Annotated in this window: 17 protein-coding genes; 4 read left to right on the forward strand and 13 right to left on the reverse strand. The window is 67.2% G+C overall.

Annotation, left to right across the window (positions count from 1 at the left end; translation table 11 throughout):
* Positions 1-18 precede the first annotated feature (18 nt).
* Genes ruvB through IB230_RS12790 form a run of 8 tightly spaced genes read right to left on the reverse strand, consistent with a single transcriptional unit; the run spans position 19 to position 7,704 of the window.
* On the reverse strand, positions 19-1,059 hold the full coding sequence (gene ruvB, locus IB230_RS12755) for a Holliday junction branch migration DNA helicase RuvB (protein ID WP_192272737.1): 1,041 nt from the start codon (positions 1,057-1,059) through the stop codon (positions 19-21).
* A 41-nt stretch (positions 1,060-1,100) separates the two neighbouring features.
* Positions 1,101-2,255, reverse strand: a complete 1,155-nt coding sequence (locus tag IB230_RS12760) for a DUF418 domain-containing protein (RefSeq protein ID WP_192272738.1) — start codon at positions 2,253-2,255, stop codon at positions 1,101-1,103.
* A gap of 60 nt (positions 2,256-2,315) precedes the next feature.
* On the reverse strand, positions 2,316-4,238 hold the full coding sequence (locus tag IB230_RS12765; RefSeq protein WP_192272741.1) for a potassium transporter Kup: 1,923 nt from the start codon (positions 4,236-4,238) through the stop codon (positions 2,316-2,318).
* 52 nt (positions 4,239-4,290) lie between these two features.
* Complete coding sequence (gene ruvA / locus IB230_RS12770; protein WP_192272743.1) at positions 4,291-4,878, reverse strand: Holliday junction branch migration protein RuvA; 588 nt, start codon at positions 4,876-4,878, stop codon at positions 4,291-4,293.
* Positions 4,875-5,396, reverse strand: a complete 522-nt coding sequence (gene ruvC, locus IB230_RS12775; protein WP_192272745.1) for a crossover junction endodeoxyribonuclease RuvC — start codon at positions 5,394-5,396, stop codon at positions 4,875-4,877. The genes ruvA and ruvC overlap by 4 nt, the downstream gene beginning before the upstream one ends.
* 9 nt (positions 5,397-5,405) lie before the next feature.
* Positions 5,406-6,137: a YebC/PmpR family DNA-binding transcriptional regulator gene (locus tag IB230_RS12780; RefSeq protein WP_192272747.1), complete on the reverse strand. Its 732-nt coding sequence runs from the start codon at positions 6,135-6,137 to the stop codon at positions 5,406-5,408.
* Between the two features lie 57 nt (positions 6,138-6,194).
* Entirely contained in the window at positions 6,195-6,833 is a 639-nt protein-coding gene (locus tag IB230_RS12785; RefSeq protein WP_192272749.1) for an alpha/beta hydrolase, read from the reverse strand.
* A 43-nt stretch (positions 6,834-6,876) separates the two neighbouring features.
* Positions 6,877-7,704 carry an AraC family transcriptional regulator gene (locus IB230_RS12790; RefSeq protein ID WP_192272751.1) on the reverse strand — a complete coding sequence of 276 codons (828 nt, stop codon included), beginning with the start codon at positions 7,702-7,704 and terminating at the stop codon, positions 6,877-6,879.
* Between the two features lie 123 nt (positions 7,705-7,827).
* Between IB230_RS12790 and IB230_RS12795 the strand changes: the two genes are divergently transcribed.
* Together IB230_RS12795 and IB230_RS12800 are read left to right on the forward strand one after the other, a co-directional pair.
* A complete protein-coding gene (locus IB230_RS12795; RefSeq protein WP_192272753.1) occupies positions 7,828-8,256 on the forward strand; it encodes an organic hydroperoxide resistance protein in 429 nt (142 codons plus the stop codon).
* Positions 8,257-8,301: 45 nt separating this feature from the next.
* Positions 8,302-9,243, forward strand: coding sequence for an alpha/beta hydrolase (locus tag IB230_RS12800; protein WP_192272755.1), 942 nt, complete (start codon positions 8,302-8,304; stop codon positions 9,241-9,243).
* A gap of 273 nt (positions 9,244-9,516) precedes the next feature.
* Here IB230_RS12800 and IB230_RS12805 read toward each other — a convergent pair whose 3' ends face one another.
* The 3 genes from IB230_RS12805 to aspS are packed head-to-tail and all read right to left on the reverse strand — an operon-like array spanning position 9,517 to position 12,121.
* Positions 9,517-10,002: a GNAT family N-acetyltransferase gene (locus tag IB230_RS12805; protein WP_192273921.1), complete on the reverse strand. Its 486-nt coding sequence runs from the start codon at positions 10,000-10,002 to the stop codon at positions 9,517-9,519.
* A gap of 35 nt (positions 10,003-10,037) precedes the next feature.
* Entirely contained in the window at positions 10,038-10,352 is a 315-nt protein-coding gene (locus IB230_RS12810) for a DNA primase (protein ID WP_192272757.1), read from the reverse strand.
* A gap of 17 nt (positions 10,353-10,369) precedes the next feature.
* The gene (gene aspS / locus IB230_RS12815; RefSeq protein WP_192272759.1) at positions 10,370-12,121 is read right to left on the reverse strand and encodes an aspartate--tRNA ligase; all 1,752 of its coding nucleotides are present in this window, start codon (positions 12,119-12,121) and stop codon (positions 10,370-10,372) included.
* A 151-nt stretch (positions 12,122-12,272) separates the two neighbouring features.
* Between aspS and IB230_RS12820 the strand changes: the two genes are divergently transcribed.
* Positions 12,273-13,193 carry a DUF3011 domain-containing protein gene (locus tag IB230_RS12820; RefSeq protein WP_192272761.1) on the forward strand — a complete coding sequence of 307 codons (921 nt, stop codon included), beginning with the start codon at positions 12,273-12,275 and terminating at the stop codon, positions 13,191-13,193.
* 9 nt (positions 13,194-13,202) lie between these two features.
* On the opposite strand, the gene IB230_RS12825 is transcribed toward IB230_RS12820, so the two are convergent.
* Positions 13,203-13,826 (reverse strand): hypothetical protein, encoded by a 624-nt coding sequence (locus tag IB230_RS12825; protein ID WP_225589507.1) that lies wholly within the window; start codon positions 13,824-13,826, stop codon positions 13,203-13,205.
* A 235-nt stretch (positions 13,827-14,061) separates the two neighbouring features.
* Between IB230_RS12825 and IB230_RS12830 the strand changes: the two genes are divergently transcribed.
* A complete protein-coding gene (locus IB230_RS12830; protein ID WP_192272763.1) occupies positions 14,062-16,161 on the forward strand; it encodes a phosphoglycerol transferase I in 2,100 nt (699 codons plus the stop codon).
* Positions 16,162-16,207: 46 nt separating this feature from the next.
* Here IB230_RS12830 and IB230_RS12835 read toward each other — a convergent pair whose 3' ends face one another.
* A complete protein-coding gene (locus IB230_RS12835) occupies positions 16,208-16,540 on the reverse strand; it encodes a zinc ribbon domain-containing protein (RefSeq protein WP_192273922.1) in 333 nt (110 codons plus the stop codon).
* Positions 16,541-18,626 lie beyond the last annotated feature (2,086 nt).

Below are 18,626 nucleotides of genomic sequence, written 5' to 3' on the forward strand. Positions count from 1 at the left end.
ACCTGTAACCAGTGAGGTCTAGAACAGTTCGCCCGATGCCTCGCCGGCCTCCGGCACCCGCCCTTTCGGCGTCAGCCCGAGGTGCAGGTAAGCCTTACGAGTCGCCATGCGACCGCGTGCGGTACGGATCAGAAACCCCTGCTGGATGAGGTAGGGCTCGATGACGTCTTCCAGCGTGCCCCGCTCTTCGCTGAGCGCTGCCGCCAGCGACTCCACGCCCACCGGACCGCCGTCGAAGCTGTCCATGATGGTGCGCAGCATGCGGCGGTCCAGCTCGTCGAAGCCTTCCGGATCCACCTTCAGCATCTGCATGGCGGCCCGTGCGACATCCACGTCGATATGGCCGTTGGCCTTGACCTGGGCGTAGTCGCGCACACGCCGCAGCAGGCGGTTGGCGATGCGCGGCGTCCCGCGTGCACGGCGGGCGATCTCGGCAGCGCCTTCCGGCACGCAGTCCATGCCGAGGATGCGGGCCGAGCGCTGCACGATGCGGGTCAGTTCCTCAGGCGAGTAGAACTCCAGCCGTTGCACGATGCCGAAGCGGTCGCGCAGCGGCGCGGTCAGCAATCCCGCGCGCGTGGTGGCGCCGATAAGGGTGAACGGCGGCAGGTCGAGCTTGATCGAACGGGCGGCTGGACCTTCGCCGATCATGATGTCGATCTGGAAATCTTCCATCGCCGGATACAGCACTTCCTCGACCACCGGCGACAGGCGATGGATCTCGTCGACGAACAGCACGTCGTGCGGCTGGAGGTTGGTCAACAACGCGGCCAGGTCGCCGGCCTTCTCGATCACCGGGCCGGAGGTGACCCGCAGGTTCACGCCCAGCTCGTTGGCGATGACATGACTCAGCGTGGTCTTGCCGAGCCCAGGCGGCCCGAAGATCAGCACGTGGTCCAGCGCCTCGCCCCTTCCCTTCGCCGCCTGGATATAGATGTCCAACTGCTCGCGGACCGGCTTCTGGCCGAGGTACTCGTCCAGTCGCTTGGGGCGGATGCTGGCCTCGATGGCGTCGTCTTCGCGCGTGGCGGACGAATCGATGATGCGGTCTGCGGTCATGCGCCCATTATGACGGACGGATTCACCCCGCGGCCGCTCGATCAGGCCGCGACGGCGTCGTTGGCCCTCGACCCGCGTGTCAGTCGCAGGTATGACCTGTGCCACAGCCATTCCAGCGGACCCCGCTTGGCATGTCGTTGCCACAGGTGGGCGAACAGCATCACGCCGGCGGCGACAAGGAGGTAGATCCCCACCGTGGCGGGAACCGACCAGGCCTCAGGTACGCGACGCGCCAGACCCAGGCCCCAGTCGTAGCACAGCGCCGATGCCAGCAGGTTCTGCAGCACGTAGCCGCTCAGGGCCATGCGACCTACCTCGGCGAGGCGGCGCCCGAGTGCGCCCGGCTGTGGACGGCGATGGAAGGCCTCCGCCACCGCCGCAAGCAGGCCCATCGCGACGAACGGCGCCGTGCCGTAGCGCCCGGCCATGATGCCGGCATCGCCGCCGAACACGCCCATCGCCATGTCGATGGGCCAGGCGACGCCGAGCCCCAGCACGATCAGCCAACGGCGCAGGCGCACGCCCCGTGCTTCGAACACCCCCGCCTCCAGCAGCCGCGCGCCCAGCAGGAACAGCGCCACGCTCATCGGTGCGATGAAGAACATCTCTTCGCGGAACAACCAGACGTTATCGACGCGCGACTGCACCATGTCCCACCAGCCCGATCCGGTGGCGGCCGTCACCCCGCCCGGCATGTCGCCATCGAAGAACGCCAGCACCAGCACCACGAGGCCGAGAAACAGGAAGTGCACGCCGGCGGCGACCGCCAGCCACGCAGTCCTGCCACGGCTTCCCAACCGCAGCATGAAGGCCACGACCACCGAGGTGATCGCATAGCCCATCAGCACGTCGAACTCGACGACGAACAGGTAGTTCAGCACGCCGTCGACGAACAGCAGCGCGGCGCGCACCAGATAGGGGCCGGGCCAGCGGATGCCTGCGGCGAGCGCGGACCGCTGCTGCAAGACGATGCCCATACCGAACATCAGCGCAAGCAGGCCGAGGAACTTGCCCTGCGTCAGCTGCTGCAGGGCCAACGTGCCCCAATGCATGTCGTCGGACTGGCCCCAGCCTGTCGCGAGGTAGCCGAGCAGGCCGCCCGGGTACATGAAGATCCAGATGTTGGTGCCCAGCGTGCCGAGGATCGCGATGCCCCGAAGGACATCGAGCACGATCAGGCGGTCATGCAGTGGCATCCGGCGTCCTTGCGTGAGCGGTGACCGAGTGTACGGCACCGCCTTGCGCGCGACGCGGGGTCAGATCTCGACCTGCGCGCCCAACTCCACGAGCCGATTGCCGGGAATCCGGAAGAAGCCGGTAGCGGGCGCGGCGTTGCGGTGCATGACCGCGAACAGCTTGTCGCGCCAGATCGGCATGCCGCGACGGCGGATGGCGACCACGCTTTCGCGGCTGGCGAAATAGGTGGTGTCCATCGGATCGAAATAGATGCCACCCTTGTCGCACGAGCGCATCAGCGCCGCCGGCACGTCCGGCGTCTCCATGAAGCCATAGCGCACGATCACGCGATAGAAGTCGTCGCCGATCGATTCGATCTTCAGCTTCTTCGCCGGCGGCGCGTACGGCACCGTCAGCGTCTCGACCGTCAGGAACACGTTGCGCTCGTGCAGCACCTTGTTGTGCTTGAGGTTGTGCAGCAACGCATGCGGCACCATGCCGGTCTGCGCGGTCAGGAACACCGCCGTGCCCGGCACGCGCACCGGCGGCGCCAGCATCAGGCCCGGCAGGAACGTGTCCAGCTGGATGCCGTCCTTGCGGATCTCGGCGGTCAGCAGTTCGCGGCCACGACGCCAGGTGCGCAGCAGGGTGAACAGGATCGTGCCCAGCACCACCGGGAACCAGCCGCCCTGCAGGATCTTCGCGCCGTTGGCGATCACGAAGGCGACGTCGGCGACCAGGAACAGCGCGCACAACGGCAACACCCAGCGGCGCCACTTCGGCCACAGCGCGCGCGCCACGATGGCCAGCAGCAGCGTGTCGATCAGCATGGTGGCCGACACCGAGATGCCGTACGCGGTCGCCAGCGCCGAGGAGCTGCGGAACGCCAGCACCAGGCCGATGACGATGATCATCATCATCCAGTTGATGCCGGGGATATAGATCTGGCCGATGGTGTCGTGCGAGGTGTGCTTGATGTGCATGCGCGGGATGTAGCCGAGCTGCATCGCCTGGCGCGCAATGGAGAAGCCGCCGGTGATGACCGCCTGCGAGGCGATCACGGTGGCGGCGGTGGCCAGCACGATCATCGGGATGCGCCCCCACTCCGGCACGCCGATGTAGAACGGGTTCTTGATCGCCGCCGGGTTTTCCAGGATCAGCGCACCCTGGCCCAGGTAGTTCAGCATCAGCGCCGGCAGCACGAACCAGTACCACGCGAGCCGGATCGGGCGCGCACCGAAGTGGCCCATGTCCGTGTAGATGGCTTCACCGCCGGTTACCGCCAGCACCACGGCGCCCAGGATGAAGATGCCGTGCCAGTGGTGAGTGAGGAAGAAGTTGACCGCCCACACCGGATTGATCGCATGCAGCACTTCGGTCTCGTGGGTGATGTTGATCACCCCCAGCACCGCCAGCACCAGGAACCAGGTCACGGTGATCGGGCCGAACACCTTGCCCACCTTGGCGGTGCCGAACCGCTGGGTGGCGAACAGGCTGACCAGCACCACCAGCGTGATCGGCACGATCCAGCTGTGCATCTGCGGCGCGACCACTTCCAGTCCTTCCACGGCCGAAAGCACCGAGATGGCCGGCGTGATGACGCCATCGCCGAAGAACAGCGAAGCCCCGAAGATGCCGAGGATGCCGACCAGGTAGGCCGAGCGCGACCCCTTCGCGAGGCTCCGCTGGGCCAGCGCCATCAGCGCCATGATGCCGCCCTCGCCTTCGTTGTCGGCACGCATGATGATGGTCACGTACTTCACCGTGACCACCATGGTCAGCGCCCAGAAAACCAGCGACAGCACGCCGAGCACGGTGTCGTGGTCGGCGACCAGGCCGTAGTGGCCGGAGAACGCCTCCTTCAGGGTGTACAGCGGGCTGGTGCCGATGTCGCCGAACACCACGCCGATGGCGCCGATGACCAAGGTGGCGAGACTGGCGTTGCCGTGCCCGTGGTGATGCCCATGGGGAGCGGACGACGCGGAATGCGAAGGGGTGGACATGGCGGCCGGCAGGGTAGCGCTGGAGAAGTGAAGGGATGCTCTAGAGCGACGGTCAGCGCAGCGCGGCCTGCAGGGCCTTGCGGATGATCATCGCCGCATCGTCGCCCGGTGCGGTGGCGTCGCGCGCCATCCGCGTGGCTTCGGCCGGCTTGTAGCCGAGCTGCTGCAGGGCGATGGTCGCCTCGGACTGCGGGTCGACCGGCAGCGCGGTGATGCCGCCCACGCCCGTGCCCATCAGGTCCGCCGCGCGGTCGCGCAGCTCCACCACCATGCGTTCGGCGGTCTTCTTGCCGATACCGGGGATGCGCGTCAGCGCCGTGATGTCGCCGGCCTGCACCATGCGCGCAAACTCGTCCACGCTGGCGCCGGACAGCACGGCCAGCGCGATCTTCGCGCCGATGCCGGTGACCTTCTGCACGTCGCGGAACAGGCGGCGCTCGCCTTCGCGCAGGAAGCCGTACAGCGACACGCTGTCTTCCTTCTGCGCGTAGTGGGTGAACAGCAACACCTCGCGCCCCACGTCCGGCAGGTCGTAGAAGGTGCTCATCGGGGCTTCCAGTTCGTAGCCCACGCCGCCGACATCGATCACCAGCCAGGGCGGCGACTTGTACGCCAGGATGCCGCGCAGACGTCCGATCATTTCCTGCTCCAGGCCAGTTGCGAACTCACGCCCAGCCGTTTGGCGGTGGCGCGTACGTGTGCGTGGGTGATGGCGACGGCCAGCGCATCGGCGGCATCGGCCTGCAACTTGCCGTGCAGGTTCAGCATGATGCCGACCATGTGCTGGATCTGGGACTTCTCGGCGCTGCCGCGGCCGACCACGGCCAGCTTCACTTCCTTGGCGGCGTACTCGTGCACCGGCAGGTCGCGCAGGACAACGGCACTGATGGCGGCGCCACGCGCCTGCCCCAGCTTCAGGGCCGAATCGGGATTGCGCGCCATGAAGACTTTTTCGATGGCCACTTCGTCCGGCTGCCAGGTCGCGATGGCCTCGGTGAGGTCGTCCAGCAGGCGGCGCAAGCGTTGCGGGAAATCATCCGCGCCCAGCAGCACCAGCGGCGCGTGGTGGACATGCGTGACCTTGCCTGCGGCATCGACATCGATGATGCCGATGCCGGTGCGCTGCGAGCCGGGATCGATGCCGAGGATGCGGGTCACGGGATCGGCTTACGCGTACGCGTCGGCGCCCAGGTCGGCATTGGAGTAGACATCCTGGACGTCGTCCAGGTCTTCCAGCATGTCCAGCAGCTTCTTCACCTGCAGGGCGGTCTCGCCTTCCACGCTGATGTCGTTGTCGGCGCGGTAGGTGGTCTCGGCATGGTCCGGGGCCAGGCCGGCAGCCGTCATCGCATCCTTCACGGACTGGAAGGCATCCGGCGTGGTGACCACGTCGATGGAGCCGTCGTCCGGGTAGACGACGATGTCATCGGCGCCCGCTTCGATCGCGGCTTCGGTGATCTTCTCTTCGTCCGCGCCGGGCGCGTAGCTCAGCACGCCCAGGCGCTTGAACATGAAGGCCACCGAGCCCTCGGTGCCCATGTTGCCGCCGTGCTTGCCGAAGGCGTGGCGCACTTCGGCCACGGTGCGCACGCGGTTGTCGGTCAGGCAGTCGACGATCACGGCGACGCCGCCGGGCGCATAGCCTTCGTAGCGGATCTCCTCGAAGACCACGCCTTCCAGTTCACCGGTCGCCTTCTTGATGGCGCGCTCGATGACGTCCTTCGACATGTTGGCCGCCAGGCCCTTGTCGACGGCCACGCGCAGGCGCGGATTGTTGGCGGGCTCACCGCCACCGGCGCGTGCCGCCACGCCGATCTCACGGATGATCTTGGTGAAGATCTTGCCCCGTTTGGCATCGGTGGCGTTCTTGCGGGCTTCGATCGACGGGCCTCTGCCCATGGGAACTTCCGGAGTGCACTGACGAGGGCGCGGATTATACGCGCCCGCACACGGACGTCAGTCGACGACCCGGAAGCGGCCCTCGCGCAGGAAGCAGGCCGCCTGCCGGGCCGCCTCCGCGGAGAAGACCAGGCCCGTATGGCTGGACGCCACGACGCAGTGGTCCGCCAGGCCCGGCAGCCGCGTCTCGTCCAGGCCCACCGTGCCGTCGGATTCGCCATCGAAGCGGGTGAGCAGCCGCCCGATACCCCGCGCGACATTGCCGGCCACCATGCCGACCGGCACGCGCCCATTCCAAGGCGGACAACCCGCCTGCAGCAACGCACCGCTGCGCCCCAGCACCGGTGCCGTCCAGGGCGAGCGCCCCAGGCTGCGTGCCGTGTTGCTGCCGCACAGGGGCGAACCGAGGCATACAAGACGTTGCACGGGCAGGCCCGGCGTGCGGCGCAGCGCCTCCAGGCCGATCAGACCCCCCAGGCTGTGGCCGACCAGATGCACCGCCGCCCCGGCCTTCAGTCGCGTCGTGAGCCCGGTGATGGCCGGTTCCGGCCCACCGAGGATGCTCGGATAACCGAACGCCTCGACTTCGAAGCCCTCCTGCCGCAGGCGGCGCGCCAGCGGCGCCAACCATGACTTCGCATTCCAGATGCCATGCACCAGCACCACGCGGGGGAGAGAGGTCGATCGTCCTGTCATGCGACGGAGTGTCGACGAAGCGGGATGCACTTGCCAGCCACGCTCAGTGCACCGCCTGCTGGCGCTTCCACTCGCGCGGCGACAGCCCACTATGCGCCTTGAAGGCGCGCGACAGCGCCGCCTCGCTGCCGTAACCCACGTCCGACGCCACCACCTTCAGCGGCTTGCCGCGCCGTAGCGCCTGCTGCGCCAGGCCCACGCGCCAGCCCTGCAGGTACTGCCCGGGCGTCAGCCCCAGCGCTTCACGGAACGTGTTGGCGAAGACCGTGCGCGACAGCCCGGCCACGCGCGCCAGTTCCTCCAGCGTCCAGTCCTTCGCCGGCGCTTCGTGCATGGCGACGATCGCGTTGCGCAGGCGTGGGTGCGACAACCCGGCCAGCATGCCGCCCTTCACTTCGCCGGTTTCCATCAGCTGGCGCAGCACCTGGATCATCACCACCTCGAACAGGCGATTGACCAGCGCGGTGCGCCCGCAGCGCTGGGTGAAGGCCTCTTCGAACAGCAGCGCCAGCACGTCCTGGGCGCCGTGCAGGCTGGCCAGCGGCACGCACACCACATCCGGCAGCGCGGCGCTGATCGGGTTCTGCGCACCACCCTCGAACCGCACGCTGGCGCAGGCCATGTCCGCACCCCGCTCCTCGTCACTGACGAAGCGGTGCGTCAGCGCGCGCGGATAGAGCAGCAGGCTGGGCGTATCGATGCGCAGCGACGTCGTGCCATGGAACACCTCCAGGGGCCCGCGCTGGATCAGGTGCAGTTGGCCGACGCCGGGCTCGGCCTCCAGCGTGTTGACGCCGCACAGCGCACCGGCATGGAACACCGCTGCGCTGACGGAAAAGCGTTCCAGCAGGACCGCAAGGCGATCGACCATGGAAGTACTCCCGATCAAGTTTTCAGGATTCTATATCACCTTACGTACGTGGTGGCGGCGCAAAGTACACCTCACCGGACGGCCACCCGCCGGACCACCCCCCAACCCACCCAGGAAACCGCCATGTCCATCGAAAAGATCCTCTACACCGCCACCGCCACCGCCTCGGGCGGCCGCGAAGGCCAGGCCACCTCGTCCGACGGCGTGCTCGACGTCAAGCTGTCCACCCCGCGCGAGCTGGGCGGCGCCGGCGGCGACGGCACCAACCCGGAACAGCTGTTCGCGGCCGGCTGGTCGGCCTGCTTCCTGGGCGCGCTGAAGTTCGTCGCCGGCAAGCAGAAGGTCGCCCTGCCTTCGACCACCACCGTCACCGGCAAGGTCGGCATCGGCCAGATTCCCACCGGTTTCGGCATCCAGGCCGAACTGACCATCGTCGCCCCCGGCGTGGACCGCGTGCAGCTGCAGGCCCTGGTCGACGCCGCCCACATCGTCTGCCCGTACTCCAACGCCACGCGCGGCAACATCGACGTGACGCTGGTGCTCGCCGACTGATCCCCCTTCCTTCCTGACCCACCACCTTTCGCAGGAACCGACACCATGAACGTCTTCACCCGTACCCTCGCCGTCACCCTGCTGGCCGTCGCCACCCAGGCCAGCCTCTCCGCCCACGCGACACCGGCCACGGCGCCCGTCGCCGTCGAGCGCACCGCCAGCACCCTCACCACTGCCGACGGCGTGCAGCTGTACTACAAGGACTGGGGCCCGAAGAACGGCCCGGTCGTCACCTTCAGCCACGGTTGGCCGCTGTCGTCGGACAGCTGGGAATCGCAGATGATCTTCCTGGCCTCCAAGGGCTACCGCGTGGTCGCGCACGATCGCCGCGGCCATGGCCGCTCCAGCCAGCCGTGGGACGGCAACGACATGGACCACTACGCCGACGACCTGGCCACCGTGATCAACACGCTGGACCTGAAGGACGTCACCCTGGTCGGCTTCTCCACCGGCGGCGGCGAAGTGGCCCGCTACATCGGCCGCCATGGCACCAGCCGGGTGAAGAAGGCCGTACTGATCAGCGCCGTGCCGCCGCTGATGCTGAAGACCGCCGACAACCCGGGCGGCCTGCCGATCGAAGTGTTCGACGGCATCCGCAAGGGCTCGCTGGACAACCGCGCGCAGCTCTACAAGGACATCGCCTCGGGCCCGTTCTACGGCTTCAACCGTCCGGGCGCGAAGGTCTCGCAGGGTCTGATCGACAGCTGGTGGGCGCAGGGCATGCAGGGCGGCCACAAGAACACGTACGACTCGATCGCCGCGTTCTCGGCCACCGACTTCCGCGCCGACCTGAAGAAGTTCGACATCCCCACCCTGGTCATCCACGGCGACGACGACCAGATCGTCCCCATCGACGCCGCCGGCAAAGCCTCCGCCGCGCAGATCAAGAACGCCAAGCTGATCGTCTACCCCGGCGCCCCACACGGCCTGACCGACACCCACAAGGACCGCGTCAACCAGGACCTGCTCGACTTCCTGCAGAAGTAAGCACAGCACCACAAACAGCAACGGCCGCTTACGCGGCCGTTTGCTTTTGCTCTCCCCCACCCCGATGCGCCAGCGAGCCCACCAGACCCGGAGGGCGGCGGACAAGGATGTCCGCCGTTTTCCGCCTCGCCAGGAAGGCGAGTCGGAAAATCCCGATAGCACCCAGATCATGGGATTGCTTCGTCGGGGAAGACGCTTTCTTTTGGTGACTTTTCTTTGCGTCAACAAAGAAAAGTTACCCGCACGCCGAAGGCGAGCGGAACGCTTTGCAGGTCAGCCGGTGGAAGCATCCCGCCGCAGGATGAACTCATCGTCTAGCGTCCTGCCGACCGCGAACTTGTACCCCCCGACGCGCGAAAACCCCTGCCGCTCATAGAACCGCTGCGCGCCGAAGTTCTCCGACCACACCCCGATCCACAACGTCCGCGGCCCGTCCTTCAACAACCACTGCTCGACTTCGGCGAACAGCTTGCCGCCCCACCCGCCGTTCTGGTGCGAAGCCAGCACATACAGCCGCTTCAACTCGCCATCGCGCTTCACCACCTCAGCGTGCGGCAACCCGCACGGCCCGGCGGCCGCGTGCCCCACGGCCACGCCATCGTCTTCCAGCAGCCAGACCGCGTACTCAGGATGCGCAAGGATGACGCGCTGCTTGTCGACGTCATAGGCATCGGCGAGGAACGCCGCCAGATCCTCGGCCGGATACAGATGGCCGAAGGTCTCGGTGAACGTGCGCGACGCCAGATCCGACAGGACCATGGCGTCATCGACGGTGGCACGACGGATCCGCACGCTTACGCGTCCTCTTCTTCCTCTTCTTCCTCTTCCTCTTCTTCCTCTTCGTCCGCCTCGTCTTCCTCGTCAGCGTCCTCGTCTTCTTCCTCTTCGTACTCTTCTTCGTCTTCTTCTTCGTAATCGTCTTCGCCGAAGTCCTCACCGTCCCAGCGGCCCTGGCCATCCGGCACGAAGGTCACCGCCATCGCCGCCGGCGACGTGCCGACGCGCACCAGCCAGCCACCGAACACGCGCGCGCGCTCCGTCACCAGCGCCGCATCGGCGCCTTCATTGCCCAGGCGTTCCCACTCCAGCGAAAAAGCAACTTCCGTCATTTCTTGAGTTCTCTCGATCAGTCTTTCTTAGGACGAACCTGGATGTGCACTTCCGCCAGCTGCTCATCCGGGATGGGAGAGGGTGCACCGGTCATCAGGCATTGCGCGCTGGTGGTCTTGGGGAACGGGATGACGTCGCGGATCGATTCCGTTCCCGCCATCAGCGCGGCGATGCGGTCGATGCCGAACGCGATGCCGCCGTGCGGCGGCGCGCCGAAGCGCAACGCGTCCAGCAGGAAGCCGAACTTGGCTTCCGCTTCCTCGGCGCCGATACCGAGAAGCTCGAACACCGTGCTCTGCATCTCGGGGCGGTGGATGCGGATCGAACCGCCGCCGATCTCGTTGCCGTTCAGCACCATGTCGTAACCGCGGGACACGGCCGTCTTCGCGTTCGCGCGCAGGTCGGCGATGTCGTCCACCGCCGGCGCGGTGAAGGGGTGATGCAGGGCGACGTAGCGCTGCGCTTCGTCGTCGTACTCGAACATCGGGAAATCGGTGACCCACAACGGCGTCCAGCCGTCCTGCACCAGACCGAAGTCCTTGCCGGCCTTGAGGCGCAGCGCGCCCATGAAGTCGGAGACCTTGTTGTAGCCGCCGGCACCGAAGAACACGATGTCGCCATTGCCGGCGCCGACGTGCTTGACCAGCGCCGCGAACGCGTCCTCGGCGAAGAACTTCTGGATCGGCGAGCTGACCGCGCCGGCGTCGTCGATCTTGATGTAGGCCAGGCCCTTGGCGCCGTACTTGGCGGCATGCGCGGCGTACTCGTCGATCTGCTTGCGGCTCAGCGAGGCGCCGCCCGGAATGCGCAGCGCGGCGACGCGGCCGTCCGGATCATTGGCGGCGCCGGTGAACACGGCGAACTCGCTGGACTTCACCAGTTCGGCCACGTCGACCAGTTCCAGCGTGATGCGGAGGTCCGGCTTGTCCGAGCCGTAACGGCGCATCGCCTCGGCCCAGGTCATGCGCGGGAACGGGTTGGCCAGTTCCACGTCCATCACTTCCTTGAAGATGTCGCGGATCATGCCTTCGACGGCGTCCTGCACGTCGCGCTCGCGCACGAAGGCGAACTCCATGTCGAGCTGGGTGAACTCGAGCTGGCGGTCGGCGCGGAGCGCTTCGTCGCGGAAGCAGCGCGCGATCTGGTAGTAGCGGTCGAAGCCGGCCACCATCAGGATCTGCTTGAACAGCTGCGGCGACTGCGGCAGCGCGTAGAACTCGCCGGGATGCATGCGCGCCGGCACCAGGAAGTCGCGCGCGCCTTCCGGCGTGGCCTTGGTCAGGATCGGCGTCTCGATGTCCTGGAAGCCGCGTGCGTCCAGCCAGCGGCGCAGCGCCTGCACCAGGCGGATGCGGGTGCGCTGCTTGCGCTGCATGTCGGGGCTGCGCAGGTCCAGATAGCGGTACTTCAGGCGAACGTCTTCGCCCGGGTTCTCGTGGTGGTGGAACGGCAGCGGCTCGGCCTTGTTGAGCACCGTGATGCCCGTGGCGATCACCTCCACCTGGCCGGTGCGGATCTTGGTATTGACGGCCTCACGCGCACGCACGACACCCTCGACCTGCAGCACGTCCTCGTACCCCAGCGACGCGGCGACCTTGAAGACCTCGGCATTGGACGGATCCACCGTCACCTGCACGATTCCTTCGTGGTCACGCAGGTCGATGAAGCAGACGCCGCCGAGGTTGCGGGCGACGTCGGTCCAGCCGCACAGGGTCACGGTCTGGCCGATCATGGCCTCGTCGACGAGGCCGCAGAAATGGGTACGCATGGGAACTCCAGGGGGTCATCCGGCATCGCCGGAAGGGGATGCGACGGCCAGCGGCCGTCCTAGCCGGCTAGTTTACCCGGTCCCCCGGCCCGCCTCCGCTCCGGATTAACATTCCCGGCGTATGCTGGCGCCTCCCCAGGAGGGTGCCGCCATGAAGAAGCCGCTGTTGCAGTCCGTTCTCGTACTGTTGCTGGCCCTGGCGGCCGGCAGTGCTACCGCCCAGATCGCGCCCAAGGCCTATGCCCCGGAGAACCTGCGCACGCTGTCGGTGCAGGACCAGACCCGGGTGATCAGCCTGGAGTACTCGGAACAGTCCCGCGGCCGCCGCATCCCGGACGACCAGTTGCGGTTCTATCTGGACCAGGTCAACCGCTCCAACTGGACCTTCGGCCGCATCAAGCAGGACATCGCCCAGTCGCTCGGGGGCAACAACGGCGGCTGGAACCCGAACCCGCCACCGTCCGGCGGTCAGGTCACCTGCGAAAGCAAGGACAACCGCCGCCGCGAATGCCAGACCGGCTTCCGCCGCAACGCGGTGCTGGTGCAGAACCTGTCCGGCACGCGCTGCGTCGAAGGCCAGAACTGGGGCAGTGGCAATGGCACCGTCTGGGTCGATCGAGGCTGCCGCGGCCGGTTCGCCGAAGGCAACACCGGCGGCGACTGGGGCGGCAACGGCGGCGTGGTGAAGTGCGAGAGCGCGAACGGCGCCTACCGCGAGTGCCGCACCAGCTTCCGCGGCCGCGCTGTCATCCAGCGGAACCTGTCCTCGACCCGCTGCACGGAGAACCAGAACTGGGGCCAGCGCCAGGGCATGGTCTGGGTGCGCAGCGGTTGCCGCGCCGAGTTCCGCGATTCGGGCACCGGCTGGGGGGGCGGCAACAGCGACTACAGCGTCACCTGCAGCAGCGACGACAACCGCCGCAGGACCTGCGCCTACGATGCCCGCCAGGGCCGGCCGATCCTGTTGCAGCAGCTGTCCAACAACAGCTGCCGGGAAGGCTACAGCTGGGGCTACGCCGGCAACCAGGTGTGGGTGGACCGTGGCTGCCGCGGCCGCTTCGGGCCGCGCTGACGCCTGGGCTCAGCCCTCGACTTCGGCGCCCCACGGCGCCGGCGGCAACGCGACCGGCGCGGTGAGATCGAACTCCACCCGGAACAACCGGCCGTTGGGGCGACTCAACTCGTAGACGAAGGTTTTCGCCGGCACCAGCTCCATCGCCCAGGTGTTCGTCACCGAGGCCGCCAACCCTTCCCGCTCGAACATCGCGATGGATTCGGCGTCCACAGGGAATGCCTGGCGCTGCGGCGTTCCCGCCACCGCCGTGTCGCCGCCGTACATCGTCACCGGATCCGGGCTGCCGTCTTCATGGCGATGGTCGTGCTTGAGCCGCAAGCCGTTCGCCGTGCGCGTGAGCACCCAGGTGCGCGAATGATCGTCGCCCACATGGAAGGGCACGCGGATCTCCTGCGTGGACGCATCGCAGCCGCGCACGTGCATGACCAGCGTCTTGCCTTCGAACGGATCGGGTGTCGTGGAGGCGGGCTGGTTCGCCGTGATGCGGCCAGCGTAGGCCTTTCCGCAATGCGCGGCCAGGGATGCGAGGAACGCATCCGACGGCGGCGGCGCCTCCTTGCCCTGCACCGATGCTGCTGCGCTCAAAGCCAGCAATGCATATCCACCTTTCATCCACACGGTCCGCTTCATTCAGTTTCCCCACACTGGTGCAATGTCCCTTTATACCGCGCGATGCGGGCAAGTCACAGGCGCGAACGACGCTGAGCATCCGGACGCGATGCGTGCATGACGACATCATGTTCAGTTTGCGCATGGCAGCGTCGGCACATCCATGTTTCAGGGGATTGACCGACTCATGACGTTTTTGCGACCGCACGCGCCCTCGCGGGCAAGGAGCCGCGCAACGATGCGGGAGGGCTGAACGATGTCCCTCTGGCTTGTTCCGTGCTCGCTTCTGCTCGCCTGCCTGCTGATGGCGTCGCCCCGCTGGCGCCGCGTCAAGGCCGCAGCATTCTGTGTGTGGCTGCTGTCGCTGGCGGTGTGGTGGCTGGTGGATCGCCTGAGCGGCGACGGCATCAATGCCGCCACGCTCTACCACCTGCAGACCGGCCTGAAAGGCGCCGGCATCGCGGAATTCCGCAACGTCATCTCGGTGTTCGCCGTGTTCGCCGTGCTCGCCCTGGCCTCGTTGCTGCTGTTGCGCGTACGCCGCTTCCAGATGCGCCGTCACGGCGGATGGCTGTCGGCAGCATTCGCCGCCACCTTCATCGCAGCGGTCGTGGGCAGCCCCGTCTTCGCCGATGGCCTGCGGCTCTATCGGGCCACGCTGCCGACCGACGTCACCGCCGTGTCCGCGGAATACGTCATCCCGCACGCCCCCGTGGAGCGCGCGCGCAACATCGTCTGGATCTACGGCGAGAGCCTCGAGCGCACGTACCTGGACCAGAAGGTCTTTCCGGAGCTGATGCCGCATCTCTCGCGCCTGGCGGGACAGGCAGCCGACTTCCGCGGCATCGCGTCGCCGGAAGGCAGCGGTTGGACCATCGCCGGGCTGGTGTCCTCGATGTGCGGCGTGCCGCTGACGACCGCGCGCGGCGACGAGAACAGCATGGGTCGCATGGGCCGCTTCCTGCCCGGCGCGTACTGCCTGGGCGACTACCTGAAACAGCAGGGCTACCGCCTGCATTTCAGTGGCGGCGCGGATGCCTCGTTCGCCGCGAAGGGCAGCTTCCTCGCCAGCCACGGTTTCGACCGGATCAAGGAACGCGGCTACTACGAGAAGGCAGGCGTGGCGCGCGAGCACTTCTCGGACTGGGGCATCCACGACGACGTGCTGCTCGACGACGTGTTCGCCGATTTCATGACCCTGTCGGCGCGCGGCGCGCCCTTCATGCTCACCACGCTGACGATGGATACGCACCACCCCGCCGGCCACCTGCCGGTGTCGTGCAAGGGTGAGCGCTACGAGAGCCGTCATGGCGACGTCGGCCTGCTCAACGCACTCAAGTGCACCGACCGGCTGATTTCCTCGCTGGTCGACAGGATCCGCAACAGCCCATATGCGCAGGACACCCTCATCGTCATCGCGTCCGACCACCTGGCCATGCCGAACGACCTCAGTGGCGTGCTGGCGGACATGCCGCGTGAAAACCTGCTGCTGATGCTGGCGCCCGACCTGCCCGCCGGCCAGATCGACCGGGGCGGCAGCACGCTCGACACCGGCGCGACGGTCCTGCAGATGCTCCATCCGCAGCAGACCGCGCTGGGCTTCGGCCGTTCGCTGCTGGCGGATCCTCCCCGGGATGGTGCGAGCCTCGCCGCCCGCGATGGCGATGCATCGGGGTATCGCCCGTATCTGGGTTACGCGCGCCAGCTGTGGATGGGGCGCGACACCGGCACGCTGCGCATGGAAGGCGACCACGTGGTGGTGGGCGACCAGCAGATCCGCCCGCCGGTGATGCTGGAGTACGACAAGACCTGGAACATCAGTTCGATCGTGCTCGAGGATGCACCGCGCCAGTTCATGCGCGACCCCGACAACGTGCTCGCCTACATCGATCGCTGCACGGCGTTCGAGGACGCGCTGCCGCTGGGCGAATGGTGCGCGCTGCTGGTCGATCGCAACAACGACCTGAAGCTGTATGCCGATGCGGATCTCGCGCGCGGCGTGAAGATCGATACGCCGCTCGAAGTCAGCAACGAACCGCGCCCGCGACCGCGCCGCCCGCTCACGCTGAGCCAGGAATCGCGCCGCATGCTGGCGGGGCAGTACCAGGTGCGGCTGCGTCCGCAGCGGCTGCCCAGCCATCCGTTCTGGCTGGAAGCCGTGTCAGCGGACGGCAAGGTGATCCATGCGCGCGAGTGGGTGAATGTGGTGCCGGGTGCCGGCGGCCAGATCCGCCTGCCGATGTGGCTGGACACTGCCGTGGACGACCTGGTGATCCGCGCGTGGCTGGACTACACGGAGGAGATGCCCCTGGAGGGCATCGCCATGACCCGCGTCTCGGGCCGTCCGCGCTCCTGACCGCACATGCGCCGCGCTGCCTGATGCGCGGCGCTCTCCAGCGTTCTTACTCGGCTGCCGGCTTCGCGGCGCTGGGCTTGACGTCGGTCTTCGATGGTTCGCTCTTGGCCGCAGGCGCCGACTCGGTCGAAGGCTTGGAGTCGCCCGACGGCTTGGCGCCTTCGCCGCCATCGGCGAGGTTGCGCTTCTTGTCACCGTCCTTCTTGAAGTCGGTCTCGTACCAGCCGCTGCCCGCCAGACGGAACGACGGCGCGGTCAACTGCCGCTTCACCGCCTGCGCGCTGCACGCCGGGCAGGTATCGGGGTCAGGGTCGGACAACTTCTGCAGGCGGTCGAAACTGTGGCCGCACTGGGTGCATTCGAAGGCGTAGATGGGCATGAGGCGGGGGATACGGACGTGGACCGGACGTATTGTGGGGCTGCGGCGCGCGGTTTCAATCCCGGCGAGTTGGGCATCGGGCGGCGCTTGCAGCGCATTCTGGCCCATGGCGGAAGCAGCGGGGCCAAAACTGGCGACGCATGCGCCGCCGGTGCAACTCTGATATCCAGGTCGGAACCACACCCGCTTGAGCGGCGCCGATGGCGCTCCATTGCGCGGATCCTGGTAAGCGGTCTGATAGATCTCCCGGATGCCGAAGAACCCCCGAGCTGTCCGCGTCACTGGCCGGTAGTACCCGACGATGGTGGAGCACATGTCCGCATTGGCGGCGGCCGCATCGGCGCACGAACGGAAATAGCGCTGACTGCGATCCGGTAAGCGCGCCAGCGCCCAGGTGTCGTAGAACGCATTGCCCCGGACCTCCCAGAACAGCGGCGTATCGCGAATGACATCGGAAACGATCTGGTCGTTGCCTGTGCCATCGGCCCTGCGAACCTTCCGAGCCGTCACCTCCATGGCGCCATAGAGCGTCATCCACCCCACATTGCGTGGCCAGCCCCCCTGCGGCTGTTCGCTTTGCCATTCACCCAGCACATCGACGCTGGTCGCCTGTGGCTGGTTCTGCACGGCATCCACGCTGAGGCCCAGCAGCATCTTGTCGGCCGTGGCGGCGGATTTGGAACGCGCCAGATAGACGATGTTTGCCACCGACGGAACGTGGCTGTCGAGCCGCCACAGCTGCACTTCTGCATTCGCCGTGTCCACACGCAACGAACGATCCCAGTCGAGGCTCCAGCTGAAGGGCTGGCCGCCCGTGGCCGGCGCCGGCTGCAGGGTGACCTCGTTGACGTTGGTGCCGTGCCCGATCGTGCTGTTCGAGCCCGTGGCCTGCAACTGGTGCAGGACGTAGTCGCACTCGTCGAAATAGAATCCGCCGCCCTGCAGGGGCTGCTCGCAGAACCAAGGCAATGCGCGGTTCCCGCCAGTCAACTGCGGCCATCCCTCCAGATGGGACCATCCGGGCAGGCTGGAAGCCGCGAACACGCGGTACTCGATGCGCTCTCCCCGAGGCGTGCCTGCATAGAACTCCTCCCAGTGCGCCTCCAGCAACCAGATGTCCACCCCGTGCCCTGATGCGAGGCGGACCAGGCGGTGGGCGCCTGCCAGGCCGATAATCCCGCCGCTTCCCTTGAGCGAACGCTGGATCTCATGCCTCGGTGTGAGTTCAAGCCCACCACCGGCATCCAGTCGCACCGAGTAGTTGGGCGCGCGCAACGGCGTGTTCTCATACAGATCGAAACTGCCGTCCGGCTTGCGCGCCAGCAAATGAACATTGCCCGCTGCAGGGGCGACGCTGCGGTACGGCATCCCGTCAATCATCAAGAGTTTTTCCGGGAGCTGCTGCAGACTGCTCAACGGCGCTGAATCCGGGATCTGCGCGAGATGGGCCGGCGCCACCTCCCAGCTTGCCTCGGCGAAACTCGTGTACGCCGCGCGATCGCGGACCAGAGCGAAACCGTCCGGATAAGACGATGGCAACCGCTCCGGCTCGTGCGCCAGCTGGTCGATGACATGGGTCATGACGGCGAGGTCGGGAGTAACCGCCGCACGAAGGCCGTCTCGGAGCTGCCTGTCGTCGAGCGGATCACGCCCGCCCAGGGCATGGCGAACCAGCCAGCTCAACGCGGTACGGAACGCCGATACGTTGAGGGAGGAGATCTCCTGGGCATCGGCATGCAGATCATCCCCAGCGAACGCTCGCGCCTGGGCGACGGTGCCGACGATCGAACTGAAGTGCAGTGCGGACGCGCGCGCATGCACCGTGATCATCGCCGATGGGTCCGGCAGGCCGAGATCGACCGTATAGGTGTCGCCGACGACATTGGCGGCGTAGGAGCTTGCCCCAACCTGGACGTCGATCCGCAGACCTGCGGGAACCGATCGCAGGCCCAGCACGCGGCCGGACAGCCGCAAGGGCGGCTGCCTTACCAACGGCTGCGACCCGTCGACCCGTATCGCTCCCGCAGGCACCGCCATCGTGAAAGCGGATGTCCTGTGCTCGTCGGCCATCTGCAATGCCGGGATC

The sequence above is a fragment of the Pseudoxanthomonas sp. PXM01 genome, from assembly GCF_014851815.1.
In the GTDB taxonomy this organism is placed as follows: domain Bacteria; phylum Pseudomonadota; class Gammaproteobacteria; order Xanthomonadales; family Xanthomonadaceae; genus Pseudoxanthomonas_A.